Raw genomic sequence first — 19271 nt, 5'->3', positions numbered from 1 at the left:
TTTCACTTGCTAGCTTTCACCCATACTCTCTTCTCTCATCGCGAACATTGCATCTAAACCACTTGAACGCTTAATATCATTTTGCAAGGTTTGGCCTAAAATGCGGTTCGAACTATAAAGGCTTACATTAGACTTTGCGCGTGTAATTGCTGTGTACAATAACTGTCGAGTAACAAGTTTTTCTTGCATTTCAGGCAACAAAATATCGACCATTTCGTATTCTGAACCTTGCGTTTTATGTATGGTTAGCGCATATGCAGCACTATTTTGAGGCAGTGTATACAAAGAAAACTGCCGAAACATTAGTGGATGACATGTTGCGTCGCTACTTACGCCATTGGGAAACCACGCCCAAAACTGCCCTTTTTCATCAGGCCATACAATACCGAGATCGCCATTAAACAATTGTAAGGCATAATCATTCTTTTCTATCATGATCGCTTGGCCTTTTAGAAAACCTGATTGGCTAGGGACAGAAAAATTTAATTGTTTAGTAACGTGTTGATTTAACTTTTCAGTGCCAAAAGCACCAACACGAAAAGCACTGAGGCAAACAAAGTTACGTAAAGCATTCCACGCCTCAAGCAAGCTAGGCTGCTCGGCAACATGCCGAAAATGCGGTGCCAGCGTATTTTGCACATATTTTTCAACGAAACCCGTTAAATGGATATGTTTTCCGTCATTGCTATCATCCAGTTCGACAAAAGACCAGGGCGGGCGCGCATACGTACTTGCATTCTCGCTCATGGCAATCAGTTTATCTACGTTACCCGAAAGCACTGCGCTAGCAACCTTGTTAATGCCATCAACACTTCGCATGCCTTGCGTCAGACCAACACATATATTCTTGCTAGCAAGCTCGGAAGTTAGCGGTTCAGTGTGAAAAACACGGTCATTGACATCATTTGGTAATTGCATACCCAACAAACTGTAACAAGTGCTCAGTTTACGCTTACTCAAGGTCGTGCCAGCATATCTCACAATATCGGCTAAAATACACCCTGCCTCTACTGACGGTAACTGATTTGGGTCGCCAATGAGTACAATACGACAGTCCGCGGGTAAGGCTAGAATAAGTTTACACATCAAGGACAAATCAACCATGGATGCTTCATCAATAACCACCAACTTTGCCGTGAGTTTGTTGTGCAAATTGTACTTAGCTTGGCCGTTATTCGGATTGATTTTTAATACACGGTGTAAAGTAAGTGGTTGAAGCTGCAACAAGTCTTGATAAAACAACGGCATGTCGTTAACTGGTTTTACGCGCATTAGCTCAGCACTTATTGATTCTTGTAAACGATTCGCCGCTTTACCAGTTGGCGCAAGTAATAACATGTTTGAGGGTGGCACCGACAAACAAGAAAATGCAAGATAGAGCAAACGTGCCACAGAGTATGTTTTTCCCGTACCCGCCGCGCCAGTTATAATTGAAAACGTTGAGGTGAGCGTATTTAATACGGCAAGGGCTTGAGAACTCAATATATCTGTCTCGTTGCCAAATACCAACGGCCATTGTGCTTTAAGTGTTTGCTCAAATGCCCCTGTGTCATTTGCACTTGCGTTCACATCTGCATCGGCAGACATATTTTTACCTAGGCTAGAATGACCAACACGAGAAAATACGGCATCACACAATACCTTTTCATAGTGATAAAAACGTCGAGTGTAGAGTCTGGGCCATGCTAACTCTATAGCTTCAAGCTTATCCAGCCCTGTTGATACGTTCTCCAGATAGGTTTGTATTTGCGCCAAGTGAGTGAATGTAAACGCATCGTTTTGATTGCTTGCATCTGGCGCTAACCAAAGTGTTTTACCCGCTATATCGTCAATATATAAACAACTATTGCCAAGGCCTTGCTGATAAATCAAGGCCAAGAATATGTGAAATAGCTCACATAACAACTCAGCATCATTTGATGAATCTTCATCAATGAAGTTCACTAACTTATTGAGCAATAATGTCGCTGCATAAACATCACTAAACTCAACGCCGTAACATTTATCAACACAGTCTTGCGCATTGGCATAAGGACTGCCAACGGCCGAAAGCAAATCATGGATCGTATTATTCATGGCGCGCCTCTTCAAATATAGACGTAAGCGCTTGAATATCTATTTCATCTGCACCGACTTGAAAAACCCCGTTTGACACATTATTTGGACATTCGCTAGACATACCTCTTAAATACAAATATAAAACACCACCAAAATATTTTTCATACTCGTAGTCTGGAATTTTTTGTGCCAACATCCTATGTAAGGCTAACGCATAGATGTGGTATTGCACGTCATATTGATGTGCTTGTATATGCGTAAACAATGATTCAACAGCATAGTCATCGATGTGTTTACCTAAGTAACTCGATTTATAATCCACCACATAATATTTACCATTATGCTCAAATATTAAATCGATAAACCCTTGCATCATGCCAACATGTACTTTCTCCGACCACAAGTCACTAGCACAGGGCAGCAAGTGAATGGGAGCTATCTTTTCATCAGGCATTTGTAGCTCTGTAGACCTTTTTTTCCCAAAAGTAATCCTGTCAAATAAAACCCGCCGGTGCTTGTTCACAGCGTTGTATAGCGCAGACATGACGACTTTATTCATTGGAAAATAGAAATTGGTTTCACGTAATGTATTTTGCAAAGGCAAATCTTGCAGACACAAACCATCAGCTAATAGTCTGGCTTGCAAACATTCCTTTAACCAAGCAACGAGCGATGCAAATTGTGTGTTGTCGAACCACGCATACTTATGCTCCAGTTTACGCCAAGTATCGTTAAAATCAGCCTTCGAGAAATCGCTTAGCTCCAATAAATCATGTAGCATATTTCCAGCCTCTGCACCAGGTGTTAAAGTAAAGCGTAGTGTGTCGCTTTGACTGTCTAGTTCAGGTTCGGGTGTCACAGAAAAAGCATCGTTGTCTCGCTCAAAGATATTAGCGACAGGCATAGGCAGTCTAGCTTGTATTGTATCTGCCAACAAAACGGCGGTTTGCATCTCATACTCTCTTAACAAGCCACTAAAAGATGTAATACGCCACGAATCATCTATATCAATATTCACTTTATTGTAAGACAAGGTAGGCGAATCACTCTGAGGCTCAAATCGGCGCCCGCCTTCGGATGCAATAAGACCGACATGTATTGACTCACCCGCATCAGCCAATTCATTGCGAATGCCGCTTACTATCGCTTGTTGATAAGCGCTAATATTATCAATATTGCTCAGCTTTTCTCTCAGATTTAAGGCCCTATGCAAGGCACTATCTTCACTTCCCTTCGCGCACAACATACCAAGATAACATCGATACACTGCACGAGTGACTGCCACATATAAAAGTCGCATGCGCTCAGCACGGTCTTCATTTATCGATTGCAGATAGGCCTCATGCGAATACCCTAACTGCGTTTTTAACGTGTGATGTTCATCATGATAAACAATGGCATCTAAATTGATTGATGGCGCACTAGCGTTAGCAAAGGGTACAAATACGATAGGATATTCCAAACCTTTTGACTTATGCTGAGTGATTATTTTTATTAAGGCTTGATCACTTTCTAATCGAATTTCACTGGTGGCGTTACTACTGTCTTGAATTTGCGATTGAAGCCAAAACAATTGTGCTTTAGGCGTTTGTTGAATAACCGCAATACTGCCGATTTCTTCAGCAAGGTGAGTAAAGTTCGTGAGCGCTCGTTCGGCATCGTGCAAAGGCGTAATGTTTTCTCTAATCACTTGATTCAGAAGAGCAAATACACCTTGCCACTGCCAAATGCGCTTGTATTCTGCAATCTGTTTAAATACTTCTTGCCAGAGCACATGCTCTTCATCTTCGATGAGCGCATTAATGTCAATATTCTGAAACGCTGGTAATAAAATACCTGTCGCCAAGGCTGAGCGAGTTTTCGAAATGTCATTCAGCGTATTTATCGCATCAAGTACGTAATACATCTGCTTAGCTTGCAAGGACTGAAACAGCGATGTTCGCTCACTCAGATATACACTTTTTAAGCCTGCCCGCGCTAGCTCACGCCGAATGATGGTAGCTTCGTGACCTGTACGAACCAAAATAGCGATGTCTTTTGGCTGTACCTCTATTGTTGATATTTGCTTATTGTTTTCACCATTTTCTGCCAGATCACAAGATACATTATTATCTTTAAACACATAGTCGTTTAATAAATCAATGATTTCATCGACCATCCAATGCACTATCGACAAGTACTGCGGAAACTCTTGCTCTTTAGAACTTGCGATCTCTTTCGCGTTTGCAATGCCAAAATGTATCGCCGAATCTTGAATACACTTGCGTTGAGTATCAAATAAATGAACCGTTGCAGCCTTTGCTTTATCAGACGCAAGTACTGGCAAATAATCGATATCAAACATGAATTTACTTTTCGAATCTTTTGCGAAAAACAAGGCGTTGTATGCGTCAACCATCGCACTTGTTGATCGCCAATTTGTGCCCATTGACCATAAATAGTCAGCATCATACTTTGCCGCTAAATAGGTAAACACATCACCCCCACGAAAGCCATAAATAGCTTGTTTTGGGTCCCCAATCATATACAAGGCTGAGCGTTCATCCTTAGCTTTGTCGCTGTAGTCCGTATTACTACATTCACCGCTATATTCATTGCTGTATTCACCACTATATAGCGCCTTTAATATTGCATACTGACTACTATCAGTATCTTGGAATTCATCCACTAAGGCCACTGGGTATTTATGCTTAATTTTGTCAATTAAACTTGTCGACTCTTGGGTCTTTAAAGCCAAGGCATCCGCTACTTTATAAATCATTTGATCAAAGCTGATGAGTCCTTGTTTATCCAGTGTCGTTGATACTTTATCTTTAATTGACGTCAAAAATGGCGCGAGGACTTTGTATAGTTCTACCTTGGCTAAACCACTGGTAATTTTTTTGCCATTTATGCGGTATGTCGCCAAAAATATTTCATCTACGCTCAGGCACGCTGTTGAGAGTTTGTTTGCAAATTCTGGGGCATACTTTTTCTTTCTGGACGCCGTAAGCAAGGCGTATTTGCTGTTGATAAAAAGCTTGTTCAGAGACGCTTCTTTTTCACTCTTCAACGCAACACTTACTAGCTCAGTAAAATCGTTGGGGTCATTTAAATAATCACTATCTGCGCGAGGAGTATTGTCATTTAACCAATGGATTATTTCGTCTATTTCGGCGTCTATTTTTTGCATGTTTTCCGGTTTATCGGCCAAGCCTGCATAAAAAAATTGCCGATGTTGATGGAAAAATGTAGCCAACTCCTCGCGTTGCGCTTGAGACGAACCCCACTGATGTTCTACCCGATGCATTAGCTCTTTTGCGGTATCAAAAAGGTCAACGACACATAAGCGCGTATTTTTGTTAAATACGGCATAGAACGTTTTGTAAAAGGTATCTGGTGTATGCAATGAGGCTTGTTCTAATTGCGCAAAAAAATCACTGTCCTTACGCCAAACAAGCAAAGCATCGGTAATTGCTTGTAAATAAAATCTATCTGTATTGACTTGAATAACTGCATCCGTGTTATATCTAAAGCTCGATGCATATTGAGATAACAGGCGCTGACAAAAGCCGTGAATGGTAAAAATACTTGCGTCATCAATTTCTAAACGCGCTACCTGTAATAATTGTGCACCGCGTGCAGTATCTATTCGCGTTTGGATACTCGCTACAATGGGGTCAGACGGCGCATCCCACTGAGCAATAACCTCATCAATATACTCAGCCACTCGCCCCCGAATTTCTTCAGTTGCCGCCTCGGTGAATGTCATTATTAATATTTGCTGAACACTTAACTCTCTTTCCAAAAGTAAGCGGATATATAGTCGAGTGATATTAAAGGTTTTACCCGTCCCCGCGCTCGCCTCTATTAAATGACGACCATATAATGGAATATATGCAGGTTCTAAGGGCTGAGCGACGGGCGTCAGATCAGTGCTACCGTTATTTTTATTGTCGGTATTGCTATCGAGTGTCATCAAGCGATACCTACCTAAACATACTTAGATAAGTATCAAAATATACTTGCAATAAATTGACGGACAATTCAGGTATTTCATCAAATAAATACTGTACGTATGCGTCGTCTTGCATGCCCATTGGGTTTGCACGGCTTTTCACTTGCGACCTTTTTCGCCAACTAGTGTGAATGTTTTCGTTGTTGAAGGCTTGTTCTGCACTTTCCATTTTTTTTAGTTCTTTTGCGAATGACAATTGTATTGGGAGGGCTTTATGGCAACCATCTACAAAGTGTTGAACAAATTTATCAAGCAGCGCATTAGCGTCTTCTTGAGACTGAACTGACATCTCCATTTCTTCTAATTTAGGTTTACCACGATACATACGCGCATAATATGCTTTTGCATGTAAACCATGCCCAGAAGATGCAAAGCAAAGTAAATGAAGCCAAATTGCCAAACGTTCATAATCAGAAAGCTCCGCTTCTTTACTAAAAAACAGGGGCACATTGTTGCTGTCAACTGCCAACGAATACTGAATACTAATACTCTGTACTTTTACTTCACCAGATATTTGCCCAACGACTGTTTTTTGCTGCTCAACCAGAAGCTGCATTAAGATAGTCTCTTCATCAATGAGGTCTTGCAAAAATGTAATATCAGGTAAATCACCGCTTTCCATAAAATACGTGTGTAAACGCGCCATATTACTATTGTCATCGTCTCTTATGTTAGCGCCTTCTTCCATTTTGTTCATATCTAATGAAAGCTGATCAACAAGCAAGTTTCGCACGTAACGCCGGTGTTTTTTAGAATAGTCAAATGTTTGTTCGAATACGTCATTTTCCACAGCAGAGAAATATACTTGTAAACGTTTATTCGCAAAATATCGAATAGGGTGTTGATAAAATCGAACAACTTCATTCAAATGTATCGAACTTTTTAAGGGTTTAAGATGAAAACCTTCTTTTACAAGAGTATCGCCGTTGTCGGTATTTCCTATAAGTGCAGACGTTCTTGCCCGCCTAGCGTGATTTTCAAGATGAATTGCTTTATTAAACCAAGCAGCATCAGCACTTATAAAATGCTTAATTGAATTATCAGACACAAATTCGTCTGCAGAGAAAGGGTGTAAACCGTGCGCCTGTATTTGCAATTGTTCTTCACCAAAACGTTGTTGGCAGTAATCTATTAGTTCTTTCAAGACTAAGCTAGGCATTCGCTCAGCATTGTCTTTGACACTTCGGTGCAAATAACTTAAATAAAGCGTCGATTCAGCAGATAATATTGCTTCTAAAAACAGATATCTGTCATCATTTGCACGGGAGCGATCGCCTGTTTTTCGTGAAGTTACAGACATTAAATCTAGCTCTGACATGACCGACTTACGTGGATATTTATCTTGGTTTAACCCCAGGACACCGATTATTTTAAACGGCACGCTGCGCATTGGCATCATGGAACAAAAGGTGATTTTTCCAGCCATAAATTTTGCTTTTGTTTCAGGAATAGATAACAGTTGTTTTAAGGCAGTGACAACCGCCAGACAAGTCGTTTTTAAGCTGCAGTTTGCAGCAGCTAAGTTTTGACGCAAATCCGCAATAGCCTGTTCAACAATCCGAACGCCAAAGCTTTTATCTACCTTGTTTTGCCTTATCTGTTTAGATGCGTAAGCCGTTGAATTAAATCGTGTTAACACCCTAAGTAAACGGTCAGTCCACTCGGTTAACCCTGTCGCTGTATTAAACTCAGCATTCACGTTTATGAGCCAATCCAAATAAGCGATAAAGCGCCCTAACACCACCTGATTTAAACCGTCTGTCCCCTCAACACAAGCAACATCATCAGCCCACATGATGTTTTGTTGGTTCAACGCACCAAAAATTAACCGAGACAAACCATTTACCCATGTATGCCGAGGATTAAGGCCGACAGCCTCCAGTTGCTTGGATTTATCGTCAGCGTCTATTCCCCACACAATAGCCGCCTTTTCTAGCCACAATTGTACTTTTTGAATATCATTGTCGGATAAAGAGAAGCTAGCCGCCAATGACGTATCGACTAAGGGTGCCAATACCGTTTCCAAAGAAAACCGCGTCTGGTTCATACTGACAATTTGCATAAAACTTTCAACCGCGGTTTCACTTTCAAGTGGTCGACGATCAGAAATACTGACGGGTAAACTTGCTGTCTCACGTCCATTTGACTCGAATACCGCCTGAATATATGGTGCATAATCCTCTATTGCAGGACACATTATCAACACATCTTGTAACTGTAAGTCTTTGTTTTTTGCAAAAGCATCAACCAAGAAATCCTTAAGTACTTGTAACTCTCGCACCTGACTGTAGCATCCATGTATCTGGATAGAGCCATCGAGCGTATTCGGATGCGCTTGAATGAGGTCTTGCTGATTATCAAAAACAGTGCCATGGCGAATGTCATCTTGCAATATGGATAACTTGTTCCGCTGCGCAGTACTTGCATGTGAACGAAAGGATGCAATTTCCAAATAATCTTGTTCAAGCACTTGGTTTAACAACTCCTTTCCTTGCTGCCCCATGTTTCTTAGTAGCGGATTTAATTCGTTACTCGTAATCACATCAAATTGGGCGTGCTTGCGCAGTTGTTTTGCAATTTGCGTATTTGTCATCGCGTCACCCCAATAATTTTCACATGGGTTTAGCATGAAAAAATGTATGTTTGTGACTTTAGACAACGACGTAAAAAAATCAAAGTACTGCAACGGCAGCGTATTTATTGCAAACACATACACATCAGAAGGTAAATTTTTGTTGCCGCTGTTAAAGGATTCTTGACGTATTAATGTTTGAGCTTTTGCCTGAAGATTCACCGGATGATAAGGCGCTTCTGCCTTTAATTGCGACCAAATCCATGACTGCCATTGCGCCATTTTAGCAATGTCATCACTTGCCGGTTCGATGATTGAAGAATGTTCGTCCCATGCGCTGACCCATTGAGGCCTGAACACGATATATTGCTCAAAAACATCGGCTAATTGTCGGGCAAAAGAAAATAAGATCTCATCAGTCACAACGTTTTGGTCAGCATCCAATATGAAATTTCGAAGCTCACTTGGCAGAGCATTACGGTCAGATGACTTAAGCAGTTTTAAGATGCGCCAAACCATAATTTCACGCTTATAAGGTGATTGTTCGGGGATCATCCCATCACCTAACACTTGTCGACAGCACGTCCAAACAAAGCGTGTTGGTAAAGGAAATTCAAGATTCATTGCAATATTATTGAGCTCAGCCAATTTTAAACTCAACCAATGCTGCATACCGGTGTGCTGCACTAATATCTGTGTTGTCACCAATGGTGCAGTTTGACGGCTATTGATAACTGCACTTAACATTTCGGCTAGGTCATGTAAGCGATTAGAAGGATAAAAATAGAACAAGCTTAATTCCTAGGTGTCCGTGTTAACTTGATGGATTGGTTAATTTTGATCATGCGAGCGAGCCATAAATAGGTGCCTTAGCATATAAGAAAACGGGCATAGGAAAAACACAAAAGAATACTATTTTTGCAATACTGACGAATTTACGTGATAGCGCAGTAAGCCGCAAAGAAGACTTATCATGTTGTCTACGAAAAAGTGCAAGTAGAAAAGCAATAGGTATAACAGGTGGTATTCAGGAAAGTGCGCACAGGCCGGGGACACACCGGCCTGTGCAGCAAACTTTAGTTAGTCAAGATTCCATCTATAAAACTCACTAAAGCACACACAACACTTTTACCAAAGCAAAAGTATTGCCAAAATTTTTTATTATTTAAATTCAATGACTTACATTATATCAAATATATTCACTTATTATATTTGTCTTATTTGAGTGCATAACATCACACTAATGCACCAAATCGATGACTTGCACATCAATCACTACACCGTCTAACAACACTGGATAGATAACACTATGCTTTCCAAACGACTTTTTGACTATACTTATCTGTGATTATGTCTTTGAATCGCTCTTCAATAACGTGTCTTTTGACCTTTAAAGTAGGCGTTAACAAGTCATTATCTATTGACCATTCTTGTACAAAAACAATGATCCTATCAAGACGTTGATGACTCTCCAGAGAGGCATTTACACTCTCTAGCGTGTTTAGCAATGATTCACTAATGTCATCTTTATCGTCAGCCCTAGCTTCTTCAGATAACACTAGTAAGGCAATTGGCTGTGGGAGATTAGTGCCAGTAACGCATACTTGTTCAACAATCGGGTTTTCCATAATCATTGCTTCAATCGGCGCTGGCGTAACGTATTTACCTTTCTCCGTTTTAAAAATATCCTTTAAGCGCCCTGTAATACGTATATAGCCGTCGCTATCGATCTCGCCTTTATCGCCGGTTCGTAGGTAACCGTCGTTCGTAAACACGCCGCTGGTTTTCTCTTGATCTTTATAATATCCAATCATGTTGCAGTCAGACTTTACCTGAATTTCACCGTCTTCTGCGATACGAATGTCCACACCGTCATAGGCTTTACCTATAGAACCAATTTTGTCCTGTCTAAAGGGCACATTTGCGGTTCCAAACGCCGAATTCTCAGTCATCCCCCAACCTTCAGATATGTTTATCCCTAATTGACTAAACCATTCAATGAGCGCAGGGGCGAGTGGAGCCGAGCCCGATGCCCATAAACGCGCATTACTAATACCTAGTTCATTGCGAATTTTTTCAGCTACTTTTTTACCAACGAATGGCAGCGACAATAAAAACTTGAGCTTTTTCTGAGACAGTTTTACTAACACCCCCATCTGAAACTTAGTCCATAACCTCGGCACAGAAATAAACAATGTTGGCTGACAACTTTTTACATCACGCGTAAACGTGTCTAACGACTCCACAAAATGTAATGTCGTACAAGCATAAAAACTGGACAATTCTACGAGGGTTCTTTCTGTAATGTGCGCTAGCGGTAAATAGCTCATCAATCTATCGCCATCATTCACACCAAGTGAATACAAAGACGCTTGCGCCGCCCAACAGATCGAATAAAACGTATGTACGACACCCTTAGGTTGCCCGGTGCTCCCTGAGGTATAAATGATTGTCATGATTTCATTGGCATCACGTATCGGGTTTTCCATCAGCGGTTCAATATCGATGAACTGCTCCCAATGCAAATTTGCATTGATACCTTCGTAAGGAAAAGCAACCGTTTCCAATGGCTTACTAATCTTTGAATTTTCGCTCAGCGCATCTGCCTCAAAATCAGCGACGATCGCATTTATTGCATCATAACTGTCAAGCTTGCCAATAAAAATTAGTGGGCACTCTGCATGTTTAAGTATAAAGGACAAAGTACTTTTTCCTGCGGTAGCGAAAATTGGAACGGAAATATGCCCAGCCATCATTATCGCTAAATCAACAATCATCCATTCAGCAGAATTTTTTGCTAAAATCGCTATTCTGCTACCTTTGGGATAATTTAAAGACAGCAATTTTGCAGCGACTTTACGCGCAAGTAGTGCGGTTTCTCCCCAGGAATATTCGACTAACCCTCTGGTCGTTGGTTGCTTCATATAACAACGCTCAGGGCACTCAGCTTCCCATTTGTAAAGCTGGCTCAAAGGTGAAGCGACTTGACTCGCCTCATTCATACTGTCTAATGGCATAAACCACCTGTCGTTTTAATAAGTTTTTATATTTTTAGTTTTAATGTTTAACGTTAAGTGCGATATGGCGGTCACGAACAAACACCACATTAGCGGTATTCAGCAAGCAACGTTTTACATACCATTTACACAATTTAACTATGTACGCAATAACAAGCAAGTTTGACCAAATAGGCCGTTACTTTTGACTATTTAATTGCCAACCTTGCAACATCTGTAAATGACGGAAAAAGCGCAGCATTCACTAGATCAAATACATCACCATTGGTCCCCACTACTTGCTTCAACACGCCAGCTTCGCGCGCAATGTTAGCATTTGCCAACATGTGTGCGGACTCTCCGTGCGTAGGTACTGCACAATTAGGTTTAACCCATGAATACATATCCTGCAAATCTAATTCATTTGGATGACCTGAGGCATGAATAATATGCGTTGAATTTTCACTTTGTGTGACATTGACACCGATGTCTCGGAGTTGTTGTAAAACTTTTTCGATAAATGCCTCATTGCCTGGAATAACGATACTACTAAAAATGACGCTATCCCCTTTCTCCAATAGACAAGCTCTGAAAACGCCAGTCGCCATTTTACTGAGCGCTGCATTTGGCTCCCCTTGACTGCCCGTCGCGACAATCATAACTTCGTGAGGAGGTAAATAACCAATATGCCTCAATGGCGTAAAACTCAATTCATCCGGCCAATGCCCAGTCAACCGCGCAATACTCACCATATTTTCGAGTGAACGGCCTGCCAGCGCAACATAACGACCCGTTTGTTGTGCTATGCGTGCTAAGGTAATCACTCTCGCCAAGTTACTTGCGAAACAGCTGACAACAACTCTCCCGGTGGCTTTACTAATAAGCGCTCCTAAGCCTTTTTCACACTCTTTTTCAGATATAGAATAGCCTTTACGTAAGGCATTGGTAGAATCACACACCATTGCAATGATATTTTTGTGGGCAAGCGCTTTAAATCTCGACGGTTTAAATTTATTCCCTACTACAGGGGCTTTATCAATCTTCCAGTCCGCTGTATGAAATACATCACCAAGTGGTGTAGAAATCAACAAAGCTTGTGGCTCCGGAATAGAATGCGTTATCGACAACCAACGCACGTTAAAAGGCCCTATATCAAGATCATCGCCACTGTTTACCTCAACTATTGGCAGTTCAACAAATATTTCCGCAGAGTAAAATTTGCGGCGGATCACCTCGGCGGTAAACGCGGTCGTATAAATTGGACACTGTAGCTTTGACCAAACATGCAATAATGCACCGATATGGTCTTCATGTGCGTGCGTAATAACAATACCGGCTAATTGATCTACTTTATCAACAATAAACGCAGGATCAGGAATAACAAACGCTTCACGATGTATGTCAAACCGCTTGTCAAATTCAGGACGCAAAGGAACATTGAACGTGGCCCCACAATCTACCATGAGCCAACTGCCAGCGTGACCATAAAGGTTTAAGTTCATACCAATTTCCCCCGTTCCCCCCAAAGGAAGGAACCAAAAATCAGTGTGTTTGGGATCGGTAGAAACAGAAGGTAAGTGCATGATTTGTATTCTATTACAAGCGACTAAAATAACCAAACCTTATAATTATTAACTATTTTTAACTAAATATTTAACATAAGAAATAACCCAAAGAAATTTATACATCAATTGCAGTAGATGGCGATATGGCTGGCGATTTACCACACCTGATTTTGGCGGATGATTTTATAGAATAATTCGGAAATACATTATTTAGAAATGAAATGAGGGCAAGGTTAATTGACCTTGCCCCTAATTTTACTGCAAATTTTTCAGTCGATTATATTGTTTAAAATGTCGCAACAACTTTAACTGAATCATTTACGGAAGCGGGTTCAACATAACCAATTGCATTTGGACTAGCTGCTATTGCTGCAACCACATCAGCATCACCAGCGACACGTTTTGGTTCAGAGCCTTTTCCGGTAAAAATAAGTTTTGACCAGTAAGCTTTCATTTGCTTTGGGCTTCTACTCAACACTTTTTCGTTAAACTCTCCATCCAGCGTATTTGACGCATTTTGCAAAATTAGCTCAATACTATCGCCACCTGAATACTTTTTTTGTTTACCCAAAAAAATACGCTTCAAATCATCAGTAGAGACCGCACTTGCATTATCCGCACTCACAACTACTGCGACATCTGCGGCCGCAACACAAGAAGCCGCCAATAATAAAAATATACTCATTAATTTTTTCATCTTAGGTCTCCTTAGTATACTAGTTGTACAGAGAATCGAAGGAAGTCTTGCTCGGCTTCTTTTATACCGATAACCTCATCGCCGTCGTCAGTTTTGTTCCGAACAAAATCGACTTTTAACGCCGCAGAGGGATGAAAATCATAACGAACACCTAACGTGATATTTCGGTATTCTTGAGAACCGCCTCTAAAAATACCTTCTAGCACTGATATAGGTAACATATTACCGCCAACGTTAACTAACTGGCCGGGAGGTAAACCTTCTTTGAAATCAAGTTGCGGATCTTCATTTTGAACGTCATATGTCACATGAAACGTTAAGTCATTCACCCTACGCCCAAAGGTAAAGAAATAGTTTTTCATATCAGAGTAAAAAGACGCATCAACAAAATTGATCTGTGCATATTCACCAATGGCAATCCAATCATTGTAATCAATGTTATACCCCAATGAGAAAAAACGCCCTCTATCGTTTCTGGCGCGCACGTCTTCAGCTTGTTGTTCAAACCCAGCTTCCCTTAGACTTTCTGATGCTGCATCAAACAGCGGCACAGGAAATACGTTACTACTTTCACCGACAAATACAGCGTTTAAGGTAATCCAATCATATGTTGCCGTTGATTTGAGCCCAAAAATGGAGTTTAAATCTGTGTAGGGTTGAAAAGTAAGATCCCAGTCACCTACATAGGTATTGTATATCGCCACAACACCATCAATAGTAATGTCTGGCACGAAGCCATACATACCACGCGGTCCTGAAATCCAAGGATAGGCATATCCGACGTTCAAATAGTCGGTAAACTGGAAGAGCGCCCATGGCATTCTGCCGGCATTTATTCGCCAATTTTCATTTACTTCATAAGTAAGATAGGTCGCAAATAATTCAGTATCGTAGTCATTGACACCTTGTGACAAGGCCTGAGCGGTTACACTTAGACCGTCCATTAAGTCCGCTGTTACTTGTATGCCAAATAAAGATTCGTTGTCTACAGTCAGTTCGTCAGTATAGCCGTAGTCATAAATGTTGTTTAAGCGCTCTGCCGCAGCCACAGCATCTGGTTCGTCGAGCGTCATACCTGCAGTAAACGATGCAAAGCCGTTAACTTTTATTTCGGCCAATGCCGTACTGGTTGCTATTGCGCAACCTAACAGTACTAGCGAGAGCATTTTCTTAATCATATAGTGTCCCCAAGTGTTGGTTTGATTAAATAGAGTGAGTATTCAATACATCAATCACATTGCAATTTGCGTCCGCAAACGTCAGGAAATAACGGCTCCTGCACCAACCTTGGTATGTGATTCTTTTATGCTATCGACCGAAACACGCCCATTATTAGCGTTAACAGGTGAAAACTATGTGTAATTGCATGAAATTCAATCGATTTGATACTTTTGGCATCCTTCTGATATGCTTTATTGATGTGAAGTAATTTTAAAAATTACTACTAGTAATTCCAATTTAAGGCCTCCTAGCACACATGAGAATTATTGCTCTGGATATCGCCCGCACAATTGCGATAGTGCTAATGGTGATTTTCCACTTTTGTTACGACCTAAAGATGTTTAGTTATGTCGATTGGGACGTACCTGATGGTCGCGGATGGCAAGAATTCCGCTGGGCAATAGTGACATTGTTTTTTTTGTGCCTTGGGGTTTCGCTTTCACTCGCATATTCTGTGGCAATAAATTGGCGAAAGTTCTCAATTAGGACGGGGCAAATTGCGCTGAGTGCCGCTGCAATCTCAATTGGTAGCTACTACGCGGTACCTAAAAACTGGATTTTTTTTGGCGTACTTCATTTTTTAGCGCTTTCTTGTATATTAGGCATCGCGTTTGTGCGTTTCCCCAAATTGAGTGTGCTTCTTGGTTTTATTGTCATGGGGGTTGGCATGCTAGAGCTTTTACCTTCACGTTGGCCTTTCTACTTATTTTTTGACAACCTCCCCAGTTACACCAACGACTATGTAGCGTTTTTCCCTTGGTTTGGCATGGTATTACTTGGTATCGGGTTAGGCAGCACTGATTGGTTAAAAAATGATCCTTTCGAAAGGTTAAAAGAACACCCTAAATTACACAAGCCACTTACATTGATAGCGTGGCCGGGGCAACATAGCTTAAGTATTTATTTGCTCCATCAGCCTATCCTTGTTGGGATATTGTATTTGGCATCTCAATTCATTTAAGGTAAAACACTGTTTTCAGCATTTACCAAACGCCTTTCGGCACTTTTCGCCGACTTTGTCCCCGACTTTCAATCATCGTGATACTAATAGTGTTTGCATTATTTAGAATGTGTACCTGAAGGTCAGTTGTGGCGAATATCTTTTGGAGTATAAATATGATTTCATCGGCTTCACTTTGAATGTTCAAACGCATTAGCGCATCAAACATCGCTAAAACCTCAAATTCGTGCCTGACATATCCACTATGTTGAACAAAGTACGCTTCTACTACTTTAACATCAACGATTGAAAACCCGGTAAATGACAACACGTACGTGTCGATATCAGATGCAAAAAGATTCGATTGTTCATCGTTCATATTGTCAGTCGTCGCGTCAATATCAAAGGGAGCAATGAGAACCAATAATAATAAAAGTTTACGAGGCGTGTTCAGAAAGCACAAAGAATCACGATAAATAGAATAGATCCAAAGTTTAAAGATAATGAAATGTTGAAAAAATCTACCACTGCCGACACTACACAACGCAAGATTCACTCGTACTTTGTTCATATGATTTGTTCCACTTGCTGCTTAGTTGGTGTGGTCATCGCTAGTTACTATTACTCTTACAATAAAACGCTTTCTGTGGTCGTTTTCATTTGCTTAAGCCTTACGTCCTTAAGTGCAAGTATTAAAGTTATGTCGATGACATACAAACCGCCGTTATAGCTACTATATGCGCTAGAGGCTATCTATTGACATCCTGTATCAAAGCCGCTTGCTAAGGTCCATACCTGTTGCAGAGCCGTATTATTTACTTTTATATTTATTAACTGAAGCAAATTATTTTGTAGCATGTATTGTGCGGAAAATTGGGTCAATGCTTTGCCATTCAGGTTCAGACCAATATTATTAGATAATCGTTGATCAATCCAATTGGGGTAAACTCTAACAAGTTGCTCCCCACTTCCATAAAGACTAATTAAACCTCGCTCATTCGTAAAAGCCTCACCATTAACTTGTCTAAGAATTGCACTAGGATTTTTTACCTCCTTACTCAGGTAAATCAGCCCTTTTTGCTCATTTCTTGTTTCAATTATGCCAAGCTGAATCCCCACACATTGATACAAAAATTTGCCAATTCGCGTACGATGTTTTTTTGATGGCGGCATGTCTATCTGAAAGCTCCCCCCTTTAAGCGACACCATCTCAGACATGTATCTGCCGTTTGCATTCGCCATAGTGGCATGCATACTGGTCTTCGCTTTTTGTGCTTTTACGGTCAAACTTTTAACTGACGCAAGGGAACCTATTTTGGCATTCGCCGCAGTGACCTCTTCCACTATCTCAGCAACAGTTTGATCTGACGTATTTGGTAGCGGTGGCAGTCTAATGCTCACCAAGTCCACCTTAGTTACTCCCGTATTTATATCTTTTTGACGCGGTGTATGCGAAGACATTTGTTCAGCCGGCGCAATATCCGTTACGTTTTCAATTAAATACTTAGAAATGAAATGATCGAGCGCAACAATCACCAATAATACAAATGCAGAAGCAAGCCACCAACGAGTATTTGTATGCGCTTTTGAGTGCATTATTTTGGACTGGCATATTGTTTCCGCACTCATTGCTAGATGACCCATACAGCCCTTTACTTTGCCAACGCAGAAATGGCGGCAAGTTGGCGTTTTGTAGATAGGTCTCGCAACTCAGCCAATTGCTGCAAGCGTTTTGTGCGGACATTGTTTTCCCCAAGCGCTTCACTCCCATGGGTAAGTGCATTGCTGCTCGTTTCCTCTATTGCTTCACTTTGCACAGAGGTGGCGTTAGCTAATGTGTCGGCAATGCCAAGTTTCAAATTTTTATCATAGGATTTTACGGCGTTTGACTTTGCTGGTTCTACATCTTTTGCTGGCTTTACATCTGTAGCGCGTCTCGCTTGATAATTGCTTTCCTTTTTTAAAGAAGATAATTCTTGTTTGAGCAACTGTAGAGAATCTTTCAATTGAGTATTTTCAACTTGCAAGGTAGATACAGATATGTGCAAATCGTTTATCTCATCACTCTTTTTTGATGTAATTGCATCATTTTTGTCGCTCGGAGAAAACAGCGCCGAGGGGGATACAGCATCTAAAAGAGATTCAGGCAAAAGTGCCTTACCCGCTAAATACGCACTTCCACCGAGCACAACAATAAAAAATATGGTTTTTGCATACATAACTTCATGTCCTCAACAATATAAAATATACGAAACAAGGGAAAATTAACGGATAAATCCCGCTTTTAATCTTCACTCAAGGTACTCATCTTTGCGCATCTGATGGCTAACCACGCGCGAATCGCTGCTGCTGTCGGTAAACCAATCACAGTGGTCATAAATGCTATAGAAAATTGCCCGGTTAACTCGCCAATAATATTTTGTACGGTGCTAGGCGTTAGTGGTGTATCTGCTAAGGTGCCAATACCTAAGCTGATACCAAGCAACGTAAATGTGAGTGCTAAGGTGGAAATACCGTTTGCCGCTTGCAAACCACACTCGCGCCAATAACGACAATGTTGAGCGTTATTGTTTACACCGATATCTTTTGCGTACAATTGAGCGATTGATAAAACACCAACTCCAACTAACACAAGATACAACGCAGTAAACGATTTACCAAAATGTTGGCTCACCCATGACAACATATCAATAAGCGTCATATCGACAAGGAAGCTAGTGACCGCAGCAATAATGACAAACCCACCCAACATCCAATATAACGCCGACAACCCGCGCACAAGTATATTGTTCGTCACTGTTGATCTCACGAGTGTAGGCAGGCTCATTTTCTAAAGCCGGGTTGCGCATTAATAATCGCTGTACTCGAAAACCCAACACTGTCCAGCCAATGTTGTATTGGTTGCTTTTGTTCTTCAGCGCTGGCATGTACTAAAAATGTCATATCAAAATCTGAAAACGCGCGATGCACTAGATAATCATTCTGTTGACTCAAACGCTCGTCCCTAATCACCATACGCTCCATATCGATGAGTTGATGCTGACGCTGCATTAAACTTTTTTCTTTAGTATCAAGATCACTTTTTGCTGACAGCATTTCTTGAATAAAACTTGCACGCTGGCGCTCGAGGTTTTTTAAACTTAGTAGTGTATCTTTCGCACTTGCATTAAATGCACAGGATGCACCTATCAAAATTGTTATCGCAGTAAATAGTCTTTTCATTGC

13 protein-coding genes are annotated in these 19271 nt (G+C 40.9%); 1 reads left to right on the top strand and 12 read right to left on the bottom strand.

What is annotated here, in order from left to right; genetic code table 11:
- Nucleotides 1-9: 9 nt before the first annotated feature.
- The 7 genes from recD to QQK00_RS03385 all read right to left on the bottom strand — a co-directional run bounded on the left by recD (nt 10) and on the right by QQK00_RS03385 (nt 15063).
- Nucleotides 10-2076, bottom strand: a complete 2067-nt coding sequence (gene recD / locus QQK00_RS03415; protein ID WP_284216071.1) for an exodeoxyribonuclease V subunit alpha — start codon at nt 2074-2076, stop codon at nt 10-12.
- Complete coding sequence (gene recB, locus QQK00_RS03410) at nt 2069-6016, bottom strand: exodeoxyribonuclease V subunit beta (RefSeq protein ID WP_284216070.1); 3948 nt, start codon at nt 6014-6016, stop codon at nt 2069-2071. Before recB ends, recD begins: the two co-directional genes overlap by 8 nt.
- 10 nt (nt 6017-6026) lie before the next feature.
- Nucleotides 6027-9419 (bottom strand): exodeoxyribonuclease V subunit gamma, encoded by a 3393-nt coding sequence (gene recC / locus QQK00_RS03405; protein WP_284216069.1) that lies wholly within the window; start codon nt 9417-9419, stop codon nt 6027-6029.
- A gap of 515 nt (nt 9420-9934) precedes the next feature.
- Nucleotides 9935-11644: an AMP-binding protein gene (locus QQK00_RS03400; protein ID WP_284216068.1), complete on the bottom strand. Its 1710-nt coding sequence runs from the start codon at nt 11642-11644 to the stop codon at nt 9935-9937.
- Between the two features lie 188 nt (nt 11645-11832).
- Entirely contained in the window at nt 11833-13125 is a 1293-nt protein-coding gene (locus QQK00_RS03395) for a ribonuclease J (RefSeq protein WP_284216067.1), read from the bottom strand.
- Nucleotides 13126-13474: 349 nt separating this feature from the next.
- Nucleotides 13475-13885: a type 2 periplasmic-binding domain-containing protein gene (locus tag QQK00_RS03390; RefSeq protein WP_284216066.1), complete on the bottom strand. Its 411-nt coding sequence runs from the start codon at nt 13883-13885 to the stop codon at nt 13475-13477.
- A gap of 11 nt (nt 13886-13896) precedes the next feature.
- Nucleotides 13897-15063, bottom strand: a complete 1167-nt coding sequence (locus QQK00_RS03385; protein WP_284216065.1) for a hypothetical protein — start codon at nt 15061-15063, stop codon at nt 13897-13899.
- Between the two features lie 299 nt (nt 15064-15362).
- On the opposite strand from QQK00_RS03385, the gene QQK00_RS03380 reads away from it, so the two are divergent.
- Nucleotides 15363-16067 carry a heparan-alpha-glucosaminide N-acetyltransferase gene (locus tag QQK00_RS03380; protein WP_284216064.1) on the top strand — a complete coding sequence of 235 codons (705 nt, stop codon included), beginning with the start codon at nt 15363-15365 and terminating at the stop codon, nt 16065-16067.
- Between the two features lie 22 nt (nt 16068-16089).
- On the opposite strand, the gene QQK00_RS03375 is transcribed toward QQK00_RS03380, so the two are convergent.
- The 5 genes from QQK00_RS03375 to QQK00_RS03355 all read right to left on the bottom strand — a co-directional run bounded on the left by QQK00_RS03375 (nt 16090) and on the right by QQK00_RS03355 (nt 19268).
- Nucleotides 16090-16617, bottom strand: coding sequence for a hypothetical protein (locus QQK00_RS03375; protein WP_284216063.1), 528 nt, complete (start codon nt 16615-16617; stop codon nt 16090-16092).
- Nucleotides 16618-16799: 182 nt separating this feature from the next.
- A complete protein-coding gene (locus tag QQK00_RS03370) occupies nt 16800-17675 on the bottom strand; it encodes a hypothetical protein (protein WP_284216062.1) in 876 nt (291 codons plus the stop codon).
- 23 nt (nt 17676-17698) lie between these two features.
- Complete coding sequence (locus QQK00_RS03365; protein ID WP_284216061.1) at nt 17699-18265, bottom strand: bZIP transcription factor; 567 nt, start codon at nt 18263-18265, stop codon at nt 17699-17701.
- 65 nt (nt 18266-18330) lie between these two features.
- Entirely contained in the window at nt 18331-18843 is a 513-nt protein-coding gene (locus tag QQK00_RS03360) for a hypothetical protein (protein ID WP_284216060.1), read from the bottom strand.
- 26 nt (nt 18844-18869) lie between these two features.
- Nucleotides 18870-19268 carry a hypothetical protein gene (locus QQK00_RS03355; RefSeq protein WP_284216059.1) on the bottom strand — a complete coding sequence of 133 codons (399 nt, stop codon included), beginning with the start codon at nt 19266-19268 and terminating at the stop codon, nt 18870-18872.
- Between the last annotated feature and the right edge of the window lie 3 nt (nt 19269-19271).

It is taken from the genome of Agaribacter marinus (genome assembly GCF_030160655.1).
In the GTDB taxonomy this organism is placed as follows: domain Bacteria; phylum Pseudomonadota; class Gammaproteobacteria; order Enterobacterales; family Alteromonadaceae; genus Glaciecola; species Glaciecola marina.
This window is presented reverse-complemented; position numbering and strand designations above follow the sequence as displayed.

Coding starts and splice junctions, on each gene's coding strand:
- QQK00_RS03365 (WP_284216061.1), bottom strand. CDS start 18,265: ATGTATGCAAAAACCATATTTTTTATTGTTGTGCTCGGTGGAAGTGCG.
- recD (WP_284216071.1), bottom strand. CDS start 2,076: ATGAATAATACGATCCATGATTTGCTTTCGGCCGTTGGCAGTCCTTAT.
- recB (WP_284216070.1), bottom strand. CDS start 6,016: ATGACACTCGATAGCAATACCGACAATAAAAATAACGGTAGCACTGAT.
- QQK00_RS03355 (WP_284216059.1), bottom strand. CDS start 19,268: ATGAAAAGACTATTTACTGCGATAACAATTTTGATAGGTGCATCCTGT.
- QQK00_RS03385 (WP_284216065.1), bottom strand. CDS start 15,063: ATGATTAAGAAAATGCTCTCGCTAGTACTGTTAGGTTGCGCAATAGCA.
- QQK00_RS03400 (WP_284216068.1), bottom strand. CDS start 11,644: ATGCCATTAGACAGTATGAATGAGGCGAGTCAAGTCGCTTCACCTTTG.
- QQK00_RS03370 (WP_284216062.1), bottom strand. CDS start 17,675: ATGAGTGCGGAAACAATATGCCAGTCCAAAATAATGCACTCAAAAGCG.
- QQK00_RS03375 (WP_284216063.1), bottom strand. CDS start 16,617: ATGAACAAAGTACGAGTGAATCTTGCGTTGTGTAGTGTCGGCAGTGGT.
- QQK00_RS03395 (WP_284216067.1), bottom strand. CDS start 13,125: ATGAACTTAAACCTTTATGGTCACGCTGGCAGTTGGCTCATGGTAGAT.
- QQK00_RS03390 (WP_284216066.1), bottom strand. CDS start 13,885: ATGAAAAAATTAATGAGTATATTTTTATTATTGGCGGCTTCTTGTGTT.
- QQK00_RS03380 (WP_284216064.1), top strand. CDS start 15,363: ATGAGAATTATTGCTCTGGATATCGCCCGCACAATTGCGATAGTGCTA.